This window comes from Peribacillus sp. NPDC058002 (assembly GCF_042886655.1).
Taxonomy (GTDB): Bacteria; Bacillota; Bacilli; order Bacillales; family DSM-1321; genus Peribacillus; species Peribacillus aracenensis.
In genome coordinates, this window is sequence record NZ_JBHVQU010000045.1 from 15,924 (window position 1) to 28,763 (window position 12,840).

Annotated in this window: 12 protein-coding genes; 7 read left to right on the plus strand and 5 right to left on the minus strand. The window is 41.2% G+C overall.

The genetic code is table 11. The features are described from left to right. Positions 1-190 precede the first annotated feature (190 nt). Entirely contained in the window at positions 191-1,498 is a 1,308-nt protein-coding gene (locus ACFVSH_RS10995; RefSeq protein WP_260284489.1) for a CitMHS family transporter, read from the plus strand. Positions 1,499-1,666: 168 nt separating this feature from the next. Continuing rightward, positions 1,667-2,299 carry a superoxide dismutase family protein gene (locus ACFVSH_RS11000; protein ID WP_260284490.1) on the plus strand — a complete coding sequence of 211 codons (633 nt, stop codon included), beginning with the start codon at positions 1,667-1,669 and terminating at the stop codon, positions 2,297-2,299. 308 nt (positions 2,300-2,607) lie between these two features. Here ACFVSH_RS11000 and trhO read toward each other — a convergent pair whose 3' ends face one another. Further along, a complete protein-coding gene (gene trhO / locus ACFVSH_RS11005; RefSeq protein ID WP_387705927.1) occupies positions 2,608-3,573 on the minus strand; it encodes an oxygen-dependent tRNA uridine(34) hydroxylase TrhO in 966 nt (321 codons plus the stop codon). A gap of 140 nt (positions 3,574-3,713) precedes the next feature. Here trhO and ACFVSH_RS11010 point away from each other — a divergent pair, with 140 nt between their 5' ends. Further along, positions 3,714-4,730 (plus strand): nitronate monooxygenase, encoded by a 1,017-nt coding sequence (locus ACFVSH_RS11010; RefSeq protein WP_387596588.1) that lies wholly within the window; start codon positions 3,714-3,716, stop codon positions 4,728-4,730. Positions 4,731-4,747: 17 nt separating this feature from the next. Next, a complete protein-coding gene (locus tag ACFVSH_RS11015) occupies positions 4,748-5,203 on the plus strand; it encodes a GNAT family N-acetyltransferase (protein WP_387597168.1) in 456 nt (151 codons plus the stop codon). 267 nt (positions 5,204-5,470) lie between these two features. On the opposite strand, the gene ACFVSH_RS11020 is transcribed toward ACFVSH_RS11015, so the two are convergent. Continuing rightward, positions 5,471-6,049: a GNAT family N-acetyltransferase gene (locus ACFVSH_RS11020; protein ID WP_260284494.1), complete on the minus strand. Its 579-nt coding sequence runs from the start codon at positions 6,047-6,049 to the stop codon at positions 5,471-5,473. A 103-nt stretch (positions 6,050-6,152) separates the two neighbouring features. On the opposite strand from ACFVSH_RS11020, the gene pdxR reads away from it, so the two are divergent. Next, complete coding sequence (gene pdxR / locus ACFVSH_RS11025; RefSeq protein WP_387705929.1) at positions 6,153-7,544, plus strand: MocR-like pyridoxine biosynthesis transcription factor PdxR; 1,392 nt, start codon at positions 6,153-6,155, stop codon at positions 7,542-7,544. 68 nt (positions 7,545-7,612) lie between these two features. Here the strand turns inward: pdxR and ACFVSH_RS11030 are convergent, their stop codons facing one another. Next, positions 7,613-8,032 (minus strand): MarR family winged helix-turn-helix transcriptional regulator, encoded by a 420-nt coding sequence (locus ACFVSH_RS11030; protein ID WP_076367409.1) that lies wholly within the window; start codon positions 8,030-8,032, stop codon positions 7,613-7,615. 360 nt (positions 8,033-8,392) lie between these two features. Continuing rightward, entirely contained in the window at positions 8,393-8,596 is a 204-nt protein-coding gene (locus tag ACFVSH_RS11035; protein ID WP_098372640.1) for a hypothetical protein, read from the minus strand. A gap of 128 nt (positions 8,597-8,724) precedes the next feature. Here ACFVSH_RS11035 and ytvI point away from each other — a divergent pair, with 128 nt between their 5' ends. Continuing rightward, positions 8,725-9,768 (plus strand): sporulation integral membrane protein YtvI, encoded by a 1,044-nt coding sequence (gene ytvI / locus ACFVSH_RS11040; RefSeq protein WP_387596579.1) that lies wholly within the window; start codon positions 8,725-8,727, stop codon positions 9,766-9,768. A 346-nt stretch (positions 9,769-10,114) separates the two neighbouring features. On the opposite strand, the gene ACFVSH_RS11045 is transcribed toward ytvI, so the two are convergent. Then, entirely contained in the window at positions 10,115-11,467 is a 1,353-nt protein-coding gene (locus ACFVSH_RS11045; protein WP_260284499.1) for a hemolysin family protein, read from the minus strand. 616 nt (positions 11,468-12,083) lie between these two features. On the opposite strand from ACFVSH_RS11045, the gene ACFVSH_RS11050 reads away from it, so the two are divergent. Further along, on the plus strand, positions 12,084-12,659 hold the full coding sequence (locus tag ACFVSH_RS11050) for a YitT family protein (protein WP_311202512.1): 576 nt from the start codon (positions 12,084-12,086) through the stop codon (positions 12,657-12,659). The last annotated feature ends 181 nt before the right edge of the window (positions 12,660-12,840 follow it).

Sequence of the window (12,840 nt, forward strand, 5' to 3'; positions counted from 1 at the left end):
ACTTCTTTCCTCCGGAAAAAATTTCGGGTTCCTAAATAATAGTATACATAATTTAACTAATTTATTAAACGAATTTGCTTTTATTGGTTTTTTAATGAATAGGCAAATGATATAATGTGAAAATATTGATTTTTCAGAAAAATTAACTTAAGCAAAGGTATTCACTTTTCCATTTAAAGGAGTTTTTAACATGTTGACGATTTTAGGATTTTGCATGATTTTAACGTTTCTGGTCTTAGTCATCACAAAGCGCTTATCAGTGGTTGTCGCTTTCATCTTCACGGCAATAGCTTTTGGTCTGATTGGTGGCTTTGCCTCGGAAATGGGAGATATGATGGTTGCGGGTATTTTAAAGGTGACACCGACAGCAGTCATGATCGTTTTTGCTATTCTATACTTTGGTCTAATGATTGACGTTGGGTTATTCGAGCCCATGATCGCTAAAATACTCAGTTTTGTAAAAGGAGATCCGCTAAAGGTTGTCATGGCAACCGCTATTATAACCATGTTGGTAGGTTTGGACGGAGACGGTTCTTCTACATTCATGATCACCGTTTCAGCCATGCTGCCGCTTTATATCAAATTAGGGATGAACAGGCTCGTATTGGCCTGTGTTGTTGGTTTAGCCGCTGGCGTCATGAATATGATTCCTTGGGGAGGTCCTTTGGTCAGGGCGGCCGCGAGCCTTCAGGTTGAAGTATCGGAGCTATTCATTCCTCTCATTCCGGTCATGATTTGCGGTCTTTTATGGACGCTTTTTTCGGCATATGTACTTGGTAAAAAGGAAAGGGAGAGATTAGGGGTCAGCTCGATGGAGACGAACATGCAACCTGGTATGGGAGAACAGGCTGCAGGTGTTGAAACTGCACCTAAAGGAACATCCAAGCTTTTTTGGTTTAATTGGTTCTTGACGATTTTACTGATGGTTTTGCTGGTGATGGAAGTGCTGCCGATCCAAATCTTATTTGCCACTGCTTTTGCGATTGCACTATTCGTTAACTTTCCGAACCCAAAAGAACAGCAGGAAAGGATTTTATCTCATGCCAATAGTTTCGTGATGATCTGTACACTCATTTTCGCTGCAGGGATTTTTACGGGTGTATTCACAGAAACGAAGATGATGGACTCGATGGCTGCTTCAATCGTAACTGTCATTCCTGAGTGGATCGGGGCACATTTGCCACTGGTGGTAGCGCTGACGAGCATTCCGATGGGGTTCATTTTTTCACCTGATGCCTATTACTTTGGCATTCTGCCAATAATAAGTGAAACGGCATCGAACTTCGGCATTTCTCCTGTAGAAATCGGAAGGGCCGCTTTATTAGGCCATTCGACCGCAGGGTTCCCATTATCGCCATTGGTGCCTGCAACCTTCATATTGATCGGTCTTGTAGGCGTGGATTTTGGGGATCACCAAAAATTCCTGTTTAAATGGGCATTTGGGACGACCATCATCATGACGATTGCAGCCATCACTTTTGGGGTCATCACTTTGTAAAATATGAGACCATTAAGCTATAATGCGAAATTCCTGTCAGTGAAATTAGTAAGGTGTTCACCCTCACGGAATAATCCATTTTCCTATTTATTCCGCTTTCTGTTTATTCTTCCATAATGGTGGAAAGTAATAAGAGGAAGATACATATAAGAGAGTGAGGGAGTTTATATGAACTATAAACAAAAACTTGTGCTGCCTATGTGTGCTGCCCTTTTACTGTATGGATGTAATTCAGCGGATGATTCAAATCAGTCCGACAATAATGCCAAGGACATGACTACAGTGGGACAAGGAACAGAAACAGGGGTTGATCCGCAGGTAAAAGCGGAAGTTAAAGATGTAGAAGGTAAAACACTTGGGACAGTTAACTTTACCGCCGAAGAGAATACTGTGGTGATCGAGACCGCTTTGGAAGGCCTTGAGCCAGGCTACCATGGATTCCATGTCCACGAAAAAGCAGTATGTGAGCCGGATGCTAAGGAAGGCCCTTTCACTACAGCGGGAGGACACTTTAATCCAACTGATGACACGCACTCTAAACATGCAGGGGATATGCCCCCTTTATATGTGAAAGAGGATGGAACAGCCAAATATACGGCAACATTGGATAACATGACGATAGACCAGCTGAAGAAAGAAGAGTTGGCTGTAATCGTTCATGCGAATCCAGACAACTTTGCCAATATTCCTGACCGTTATGAAGCCAATGGTGAAAAAGGACCGGATGTGGATACCTTGAAAGCCGGTGATGCAGGCGATAGGCAAGCTTGCGGGATTGTTGTAAGTGCAGAGGAAAAATAACATTAATGAAGCAAAAGCGATTCCTCTAAAGAGGAATCGCTCTTTTCATTGAAGGTAAAACCGCTGACCGCTAAAATCTTAAGCTGAATTCATTCTTTTTACGTATTAAGAAGGTTTTTTCTATTGTGATATAGAAGTAAGAGAGTAAGTAATAGTGGATTTGAAGCAGATGGCATTAAAAGATCATAGTTCATTCTTGCAGTGGGATAAGGTCCAAGGCATAGGTTTAATATAGGAAAATAAGATTTGATTTAAATGGATAAAAAAACCCGAATAGGGATCGTGTCCACTGATTCGGGTTTGCTTTATCATTTTACGGTACTGGTTTCTTCGATTAGCTGTAATCTCTCAGCCACTTCTTCTTCAGAAAGGTTATGCTCGACTACATAGCGGTTACGGGGATGCACTCGGCATTCATGAGTACAGCTGCGCATATGTTTGTGCTCGTTCTCTTCACTGCAAAGGATTTTCTTGTTGCATTCAGGGTTAGCACAATTAACATAGCGTTCACAAGGTTCGCCGGAATAAATATCGCGACCGACAATGACATGTTCCTTTTGATTGATAGGTACGGCTATCCTTTCATCGAATACATACATTCGGCCATCCCAAAGCTCACCTTGGACTTCGGGATCCTTTCCGTATGTTGCGATGCCGCCATGCAGTTGGCTTACATCTTCAAAGCCTTCTTCGACAAGCCAGCCGGAGAATTTTTCACAGCGGATACCGCCGGTGCAATACGTTAGGATTTTTTTGCCTTCGAACATTTCTCTATTTTCCCGGACCCAATCCGGAAGTTCACGGAAATTCGTGATTTCTGGCTTGATTGCACCCCTGAAATGTCCCAAATCGAATTCATAGTCATTTCTGGCATCAAGGACGATGGTATCTTCATCTTGCATTTGCTCGAAGAACTCCATCGGGCTCAAGTATTTGCCTGTCGTCCGGTTCGGGTTGATGTCTTCTTCCAATCGAAGCGTTACAAGCTCATTTCGTGGACGAACATGCATTTTTTTGAAAGCATGGCCGTCAGCTTCATCTATTTTAAACACGATATCGGCAAAGCGGGGATCGCTTTTCATCATGTCCATATATTTGTTGGTTTGTTCGATCGTACCAGAAACCGTTCCGTTGATCCCTTCTGCTGCCACCAAGATACGGCCTTTCAATTCAAGTGCTTTACATGCCGCAAGATGCTCGGCTGCGAATTCTTCGTGATTCTCGATTGGTACATACAAATAATAAAGTAAAACTCTATATGGTTTTGTTTCCATTTTTATTTACCACCTATGTTTTATATTTGCAAGATATAAAGGGTGATCATTTAGACACTTTTCTCTTACAGATAATCATTATACCAAGAAAACGTAAAAATGATAAGGGCATGAAGAAAAATCAAAAGGAGTGGTATGGAATGCTAAAAAAGTTAATGAGATATCCGATCATTCAAGCACCGATGGCAGGAGGAGCTTCCACCCCGAAGCTTGCGGCTTCAGTATCCAATGCAGGTGGATTGGGCTTTCTCGCAGCTGGCTATAAGACTGCAGAAGAGATGAAGGACGAAATAGGGCAGACCCGTCAGTTGACTGGGCACCCTTTTGGCGTGAATGTATTTGTGCCAGGAAACGAGGAGGCGGATGAAAATATATTATCTGCCTATCGTGAAAAGATCGAAAAAGAGGCCGAGAGCGTTGGGGCTGAGATTGGAAAAGCCGATAGTGATGACGATGATTGGGAAAATAAAATAACGGTGTTGAAGGAGGCTGGGGTCGCTGTTGTCAGTTTTACGTTTGGATGTCCAACGGAAGACGTAATAAGGGAGCTCCAAGGTGTCGGTTCCCTTATAGCCGTTACGGTAACCAACCTTCAGGAAGCAAAAAGGGCGGCGGGAGCAGGTGCGGATGTGCTATGTGTACAGGGGTTTGAAGCAGGGGGTCACCGGGGCAGCTTTGAAAACCGCACAGAAGATGATTACGGTCTTTTAGTTTTGATACGGTTGATTCAAGGTGAGCTGAACTTGCCGATCATTGCGGCGGGCGGACTGATGCATGGAAAGGATATCTCGGCCGTGCTCGAAGCGGGAGCAACAGCGGCACAATTGGGAACAGCTTTCCTTCGCTGTCCCGAAAGCGGGGCAAGCCCCGTCCATAAGGAAGCTCTGGGAAATCCCCGGTTTACCAAGACCTCTATTACCCGAGTCTTCAGCGGCCGGAGAGCACGCGGGTTGGTGAATCACTTTATTACCGATTATGATGGATTTGCACCAGTCGCCTATCCTCATGTCCATCACATGACAAAGCAAATGCGAAAAGTGGCTGGACAAAAAAACAATCCTGAATTGATGGCTTTGTGGGCAGGACAAGGGTATAGGTTGAGCAGGGAACTTCCCGCATCGGAATTGGTTGAACTTCTTGTAGAAGAATTAAAATGAGAAGGGGTTGGATGGAGATGGAGATAAGGGAATTATTCATCGATGAGCCACCGCCGATGCATTTATTGCTTTTGGCCGATCCTTCAAGGGAATTGGTCGAGGAATACTTGGGAAGCGGAACATGCTTTGTTGCCTTGACTGATGGGCGAATGATCGGTGTTTATGTTTTACTGCAAAAAGGTCCAAAACTGATAGAGATAATGAATATCGCTGTGGATGAACGGCACCATGGAAGAGGAATCGGCAGGCAATTGATTGAACACGCCATAGGCCATGCAAGGGAACAGGGATATAAAACGATTGAAATCGGCACGGGAAATTCGGGGATAGGGCAGCTTGCCCTTTACCAAAAATGCGGGTTTAGAATCACTGGGGTCGATCGGGATTTTTTTAATAGAAACTATTCCGAGGCCATTTATGAAAATGGGATACAATGCCAGGATATGATTCGCTTGTCACAAAGTTTAGACTAAGCAATGAACATCCAAGTTTGACGGGAAAGTTTACAGACAAAAGTGCGTGTCGCATGGTGGTTTAGGGGGAATGAACTTGTTCTTTGGAGATATGATTTATCTTCTTTTTGCTTTATTAATGCCGTTTTTATTTGCGATTGGCGTTTTCATATTCATTCGATCAACCAAAAGGCAAAAGGATTTTTTATCGGATATTAATAAAGACTCACATGAAAGATAGCAGCAAGAGAAAAAGAGTGCAAAACAACGGCACTCTTTTTCATATCTTCACCTTTTCAAAAAGGCTTCCAAATTCCTTTTCACATTGGGCCATTCATGCTCGAGAATACTGTAGACCACCGTATTCCTTATCCTTCCATCTTGCAGTTTTTTCTCCATTCTCAAAATGCCTTCTTCAAGGGCGCCGAGCCTGGTTATTGCTGCACGCGATCTTTTGTTGCATTCGTCCGTCCTGAATTCAACCCGTTTCATTTTCCACTTTTCAAAAGCATGCTGCAATAGCAGGTACTTACATTCTGTGTTAATGGCTGTCCGCCATTTGTCGGGATGATACCAAGTCGCACCGATTTCCAGGGATTGATTATGAAATTGAATATTTCTTAAGCTCGTGCTGCCAACTATCGAATCATCAGTCTGATCGATAACGACAAATGGATGATGAAGTTCCTGTTCCCTTGCTCGAATGCCATCCTTTACATAGGAAATCGCTTCTTCATATGACAAAATTTTTGTTGCGCTCCATTCCCATATTTCAGTTGGCAAGGAAGCGGCGTAAAGCGGTTCGATATGATGATCCATCATCGGGGTGAGTATCACGTGTTTCCCGAATAATTCGATATGTTCCATAGTATCCTCCTCTTGATTGATATCTTCATTATAAGAATATTCTGGTCCTGCAATAAGGGCCAAACCAGATATAATTTATGGAACCAGTTTGAAGGAGGAGCCAATGTTTGAAGTTACTCTAAACTTAGATAAAACGAATAAAGAAGCTTTATATGTCCAATTGTATAAATACTTTATAAAGGAAATCCAGAATGGACAAATAAAGGCCGGAATGAAACTGCCTTCCAAACGAAAACTGGCTGTGCATTTAGGGATAGGCCTGAATACGGTGGATACGGCTTATCATCAGTTGATGGCAGAAGGATATGTGGAAAGTCAATTAAGGAAAGGGTATTACGTTGCCGATTTAGAACCGATCTCACCTTTGAATGAGCCTTTGCCTGTAACAGAAGGGATGATGTGTCCTGCGAATGAAAGAAATGAGATAGATTTCAATCATGGACGGGTGGACGTCGATTCTTTCCCGCATGCCGTGTGGAAAAAATGCTTGAACAATACATTGTATCTTCAGGAAAGGGAAATGTTCATGAGCGGTGATCCTCAAGGGGAATGGGGGCTCCGGTTTGAAGTCTCATCCTATCTATTCCAATCGAGAGGAGTTCGCTGCGGGGCAGATCAAATCATCATTGGGGCAGGCACCCAGTATTTCATCCATCTATTGCGGTTACTTCTTGGAGATGAGCGGGTATTCGGGTTGGAAGAGCCTGGCTTTCATCGAGTAAGGGAGGTACTGAGGTTGGAGGGAGCTGATATGGCATACATACCCTTGGATGAAAGTGGAATGAGTGTGGACTCCCTGAAAGAGAGTGCCGCGAATGTTGCTTATGTCACTCCTTCCCATCAATTTCCTTCCGGTGTGATCATGCCGATAACTAGAAGGGTGGAATTGTTGAATTGGGCGGCGGAAAAAAAAGGTTATATCATCGAAGATGATTATGACGGGGAATTCCGACATTCAGGCAAACCGATTCCGTCCCTGCAGGGGTTGGATACAAAGGGAAGGGTCATCTACCTAGGCACGTTTTCAAAATCGCTCATCCCATCAATCAGGGTAGGATTCATGGTGTTACCTATGGAGCTGGCTTGCCGCTATCAAGAGAAGCTAATGGGATATAAACAGACCGTCTCCAGATTGATTCAGGAAACGCTCTGTCTCTTTATGAAAAATGGACATTGGGAACGCCATCTGAATAAAATGCGAACGATTTATCGTAAAAAAAATAAGGTGCTGCTTAATGCAATCGAAGAGAGCTTCCATGATCGTGTATCCGTAATCGGTGAAAAGTCAGGATTGCACGTTCTTTTAAAAGTAAAAAACGGCAGCAGTGAGGCAGAGCTCATTCAAAAGGCTGCCAGTGTTGGGGTTAAAGTCCACCCAACTTCGGTTTATTATTCTAAGAATGTGAAAGATCCGACTGTTTTGATTGGGTACGGTGGATTAACCGAAAGTGAAATCAAAGCAGGAATCCGACTTTTAAAAATGGCATGGCTATAGCTTGATGCGAAAAAATAAGGAAAAGGCCTTGATTCACACTTATTCAACAATGATATAAGGTATCCATTTTAGTTTCTTATATTATTGAGGATTTTAAGGACTGTCTGGAAAAATATTTCCTGTTCTTCCTCGGTAATGCCTTCCAGGGCTTTTCCTTCGATTTTTTCTGCAATTTTAAGACATTTTGTATGTACCTCTTTTCCCCGGGGCGTCAGTTCGATTCGTTTTTCCTGTTCATCTTTTCCAGGAACTTGTTTAATCATATTATTCTGTTCCATGCTGTTGACCGAACGTGTGATGATAACACTATCAACATCCAAGTAACTGCAAATATCGGGGATTGTGGAATATCCACAGTTCTTTAAATAATTCAGGATCGTCCACTGATTATGGTAAATTTCAAGAGCTGTAATTTGTTCATTCATTTTGCTGACTAATGATCTCGATACTTGTAAATATTGATGAAATAATTGAGTAGGGTTCGTCATATGATTCTCCTTTATAATGGTCGACCAGTCCATTATATTCTTTAATTCTTAAAAGTCTATTGTAAAGAATCATTTTTTTCAGTCAATGTTTATTTTTGGAAGTGAAGCAGGGGAGGAAGGAATTCCGCAATGCGAATGGATTATGGGAGAGTCCGATTGTACTGGATTTTCAAAAGCTGACAAGAGGGACCTTAATATATGATGGCAAATATATATATTTTTCCTTCAAATGTTCCGTTAGCAAGTATCAAAGTGCCGCCCGGGAATTGGTAAAAGTCAATACGGTACATCACCCCTTGAAGCTGAATGCAATTATATCCCGCAACCAAAAACCAGCCCTCTATAGTGGCTGGTTTTTGGTTAAACCCTCTCGCTCGTGGAGCGGTGTTTTGTTTCTTTTTTATTTCGTTCTTCTTGTCGTTCATATTTTATTTCATCAATTGGTAAATCATCAATGGGCATGACCACTTGATCACGTTCCAGCTGTTTTTCCTGATCTTTCTTGAATGCCTTGGATTTATCATTACGCTCTTCAAGATACTTTTCTTTATCTTTATTATCCAATGTCAATCCCTCCATCTCTTTGTATCTCTTTTTCCCCTTATTGAGAAAATAAAACGTTTAAGCGAAATATATGTGACCCCATTTCATAAATATAAGGAGAACAGGAAAGTGCAAGGAGGGTTTGTTCAGTGAATGTCGCCGTCTTTTTCCGTTGGTTTTGGAGAGGTATTCTCCTTTTATGCATATTAATCGTCATTCCCTATTCATGGGCTTTGATTTTAGCATTGCTCACCGCCATTCTTTTAGATGGATTGGTTCGCATGATTGGCAAAACAGCAAAGCTGCATCGGTTTTGGGCAGTGTTGATTTCATTTGCTCTATATGTAGGCGGGCTTATAAGCATCACTTATTTTTCCTTTTCGGTATTAATCAAGAAGGTCATTATCTATTCGGAAGAATTTCCTGGTTTCATACGTGAAGTGTATTTAACGGCTATATTGCCAGTCATTAGGAAATGGGAACGATATTCCCAAACGTTGCCGCCAAATCTCATACAGTCAATAGAACAAACGATGGAAAAGGGAGTCAGGGCTTTAGAGGGGTTCACAGAGGGCTTTGTTCAGGATATGGTTCAGTTCGTCACACTCATTCCCGGGCTCTTCATTGACTTTTTAATTTATTTAATCGCTTTATTCTTATTTAGTCTTGAATTGCCTAAGTTAAGAAAAAAGGGTGTCCATTATTTAAAGACATCCACTTATCAAAAGATTTCGCTAGTTTATCAAGATTTAAGTATGGCAGCCGTAGGATTCATCAAGGCACAAATCCTTTTGAGTTTAATAACGTTCATCATGGCTTATGGAGGACTATGGTTATTGAATGTGAAGTATACGGTTCCATTGGCATTGTTAATTGTAGTCGTGGACATTCTTCCTATTCTGGGGACGGGATCTGTACTGGTTCCTTGGGCAGTAATTGTTTGGGCTCAAGGAAACCATCATCTAGGTGTTGGTCTCATCATCCTATTCCTGGTCATTACGATCATAAGAAGGACCATCGAACCGAAAATCTATTCAGCAAATATGGGATTGAGCCCATTGGCATCGTTGGTCAGCCTTTATTTAGGGTTTAAAATGCTCGGTTTCATCGGGCTTTTCCTTGGACCTTCGATACTGATTGTTTATGATACGTTAAAGAGGGCAGGTGTCATCAAACCCAACTTCAAAATATGAAAGATTATTAGATGTTTTTTGCCTGATTTCTTAAATTTGACATATCTTTTACAGCTCTACCTTGACCGTTGCAATGATTGCAGTCCCGGGAAAAGAATTGCAGATAGCGGGTTTTCCCTTTCCCTTTGCAGTGTTGGCAAATGGTTATGAGTTTCATGATTCCTCACTCCTTCAATAAGTATCGCTTTTCTAACAGTATGAAACAATAAAGGTAGAACTATACTTCATGTAATCATTCAATCTAAAATGAAGCAGGTTTTATATATTATGTTTTTATTACATTTCATGTACCGGTTGGAAAAAAATAACCCCCGCTCCTATTGTCAATTAGGAACGGGGGTTATTATCATGAAACGATTTCAGTTTGCGATATTATCGGGAATTCTTTTACTTCGCTTACGACTTTTGCTTGTTTGTATATTTCAATATAACGAATATGGTGATCTTCCATTTCTTTTATTCTAAAGTTATAGGGACCATAAGTCAGAATATCACCTTGTTTGGCCTCGTAATTCTCGGTAAGGATCCATCCGCCCATCGTATCGATATCTTCATCATTAATATCCAATCCAAGTAAATCATTCACTTCACTGACTAATACCTTGGCATCGATGATGTAGTGATCTTCTTTTAATTTGCGGACATCAGGAACTTCATCCAGGTCGAACTCATCGCGGATATCGCCAACGATTTCTTCAAGGATATCTTCAACGGTCACCAAACCTGACGTACCGCCGTATTCATCCATGAGGATAGCCATGTGGATGCGCTCCTTTTGCATTTTTAAAAGTAAGTCGTGAATTGGGATACTGTCAATGACACGGATGATCGGACGAACATATCGTTGGATCGTGGATGCTGCCTGCTTGTTATTGTCTATCATTTCAGTGAATAGCTCTTTTACATTGACCATACCGATAACATGGTCTTTATCTCCGTCAATGACAGGATATCGTGTAAAGTTCTCCTCCGCCATGACGGTGAAAAACTGTTGGATCGTATCATCTTTGGATACCGTTGCAATTTCTGTACGTGGAACCATGATTTCTTTTGCAATCCGATCATCGAATTCAAAAATTTTATTCACATATTTAAACTCTGATTGGTTAATTTCACCACTTTTGTAGCTTTCGGAAACAATGATACGAAGCTCTTCTTCTGTATGAGCCAAATCATGTTCGGAAACTGCTTTTAATCCTAGCATTCTTGTAAGCGTCCTTGCAGAGCCATTTAGTACCCAGATGAATGGATACATGATTTTGTTAAAACCAATTAAAGGTTTGGAAACCAATAAAGTTACTCGCTCCGCTTTTTGAATCGCCAATGTTTTTGGTGCCAATTCCCCAACAACCACATGTATGAAAGTTATTAAAGAAAAGGCAATTGCAACCGAGAGTGCATGTGAAGCTGAATTTGGAAGATTCAATTGATTCAAGAGTGGGTGCAAAATCTTTTTAACTGTCGGTTCCCCAAGCACCCCAAGCCCTAGAGCGGTAACGGTAATACCGAGCTGGCATGTTGAAAGGTATTCATCCAGGTTGGATATCACTTTCTTTGCTGAAAGAGCATTCGGCTTTCCTTCTTCAATTAATTGATCGACCCTCGTGCTTCTCACTTTAACAATCGCAAACTCCGTAGCTACAAAAAATGCTGTTAAAGCAATTAAAATGGCAATAAGAACCAAGTTTATTATGTCCAAATAGTCTCCCTTAACTCGCCTTCGAGACGAATAAGGAGTACACCTCCTACATTTTTAAAATATACAAGTATATTTTTTTTGCCTTGCTGAATATTATCGGGAATCATTCATAATGGCTGTGGTAGTTGATGTCCAGCCGCTTTAACTCCCATTTCTTTAAGTGATGAAGAGAATAATAGTATATGCCGATTGGCGACGCGTAGACGGGAAATAGAAGAATTTCCGTCTGAAGGAGTACAGCCATTTTTCAATAGGATGTACATATCCATTACGCAAATCAGCGTCCGCCTGTCAAAACGAACATTCTTTAATGCCCCATCAAATCACCTCAATCTAATTAATTTAAATACTTTCATTATAGAAAGAGTTAATCATTCAGTCAAATAGCTTTCAGCACCATAAATCCGGTAAATTGCTTGTAAAGGACCAGTTTGAGCTAATAAATAGCTGTTTTTGACTGTTTTCTCTACTTTATTGTATGATATTATGGAATATTCAGAAAATTATAGGCGGTTTCATAAAAAATTGGTCAGTTTCATTATTTTCTCGATGGTTCATACATATTCTATAGAGTCCAAGACAAGTTCTAAAAGCAGATTAAAGGGGGTGGGCAGCCATGAAAATCATGGAAAGGATGGCAGCGATTATCGCCGGCAGCATGCTTGTAGGCGTGGGAATCAATTTTTTCCTGATACCTTATCATTTATTGGATGGCGGCATGATAGGGATTGGGCTGATTTTTCATTACTATATAGGACTTCCGACAGGCCTGGGTGTGATTTTGAGCAGCATTCCATTATATATATATGCTTGGTACTTTGAAAAGAAATTATTCCTGAACAGTTTGCATGGCCTGCTTTTTTCCTCATTATGCATCGATATTTTTTCCGACGCTGTCATCGGCTGGAATCTTCCCATTTATGTAAGTGCGATGATCGGGGGAGGTTTGATTGGATTAGGAATCGGCTTGATGCTTCGGTATGGGACATCAACAGGCGGAACGGATATGCTGGCACAGATCCTATCAAGGAAGAGCGGATTCAATGTAGGTTTACTGATTTTTATCATTGATGGATGCGTGCTTCTTTGCGGATTGAGTGTTGTGGGGACTTCAATCTTTTTATATTCATTTTTAACGATCATCGCGGTGGCCATGCTGACCTCAGTCACCGTGATGCGAACTATTTTTTGATGAATGATGTATAAAAATCCAAAAAAAGGAAAGGATGGGCAATATGAAATGGACAGATTTTTAGTCTAATAAATAGTAAAGGAAAAGTTCATATGAAAAAACTCTATATGTTTACTGCGTTGTTAGTTATGTTGGCTGGGTGTCAAGAGTCTGAAATGCCGGAGGATAAGGAAGTTAACAG

What these genes read in the sequence shown, in the direction of transcription:
- ACFVSH_RS10995 (WP_260284489.1), top strand. Translation starts at nt 191, where the DNA reads ATGTTGACGATTTTAGGATTTTGCATGATTTTAACGTTTCTGGTCTTA.
- ACFVSH_RS11000 (WP_260284490.1), top strand. Translation starts at nt 1,667, where the DNA reads ATGAACTATAAACAAAAACTTGTGCTGCCTATGTGTGCTGCCCTTTTA.
- trhO (WP_387705927.1), bottom strand. Translation starts at nt 3,573, where the DNA reads ATGGAAACAAAACCATATAGAGTTTTACTTTATTATTTGTATGTACCA.
- ACFVSH_RS11010 (WP_387596588.1), top strand. Translation starts at nt 3,714, where the DNA reads ATGCTAAAAAAGTTAATGAGATATCCGATCATTCAAGCACCGATGGCA.
- ACFVSH_RS11015 (WP_387597168.1), top strand. Translation starts at nt 4,748, where the DNA reads ATGGAGATAAGGGAATTATTCATCGATGAGCCACCGCCGATGCATTTA.
- ACFVSH_RS11020 (WP_260284494.1), bottom strand. Translation starts at nt 6,049, where the DNA reads ATGGAACATATCGAATTATTCGGGAAACACGTGATACTCACCCCGATG.
- pdxR (WP_387705929.1), top strand. Translation starts at nt 6,153, where the DNA reads ATGTTTGAAGTTACTCTAAACTTAGATAAAACGAATAAAGAAGCTTTA.
- ACFVSH_RS11030 (WP_076367409.1), bottom strand. Translation starts at nt 8,032, where the DNA reads ATGACGAACCCTACTCAATTATTTCATCAATATTTACAAGTATCGAGA.
- ACFVSH_RS11050 (WP_311202512.1), top strand. Translation starts at nt 12,084, where the DNA reads ATGAAAATCATGGAAAGGATGGCAGCGATTATCGCCGGCAGCATGCTT.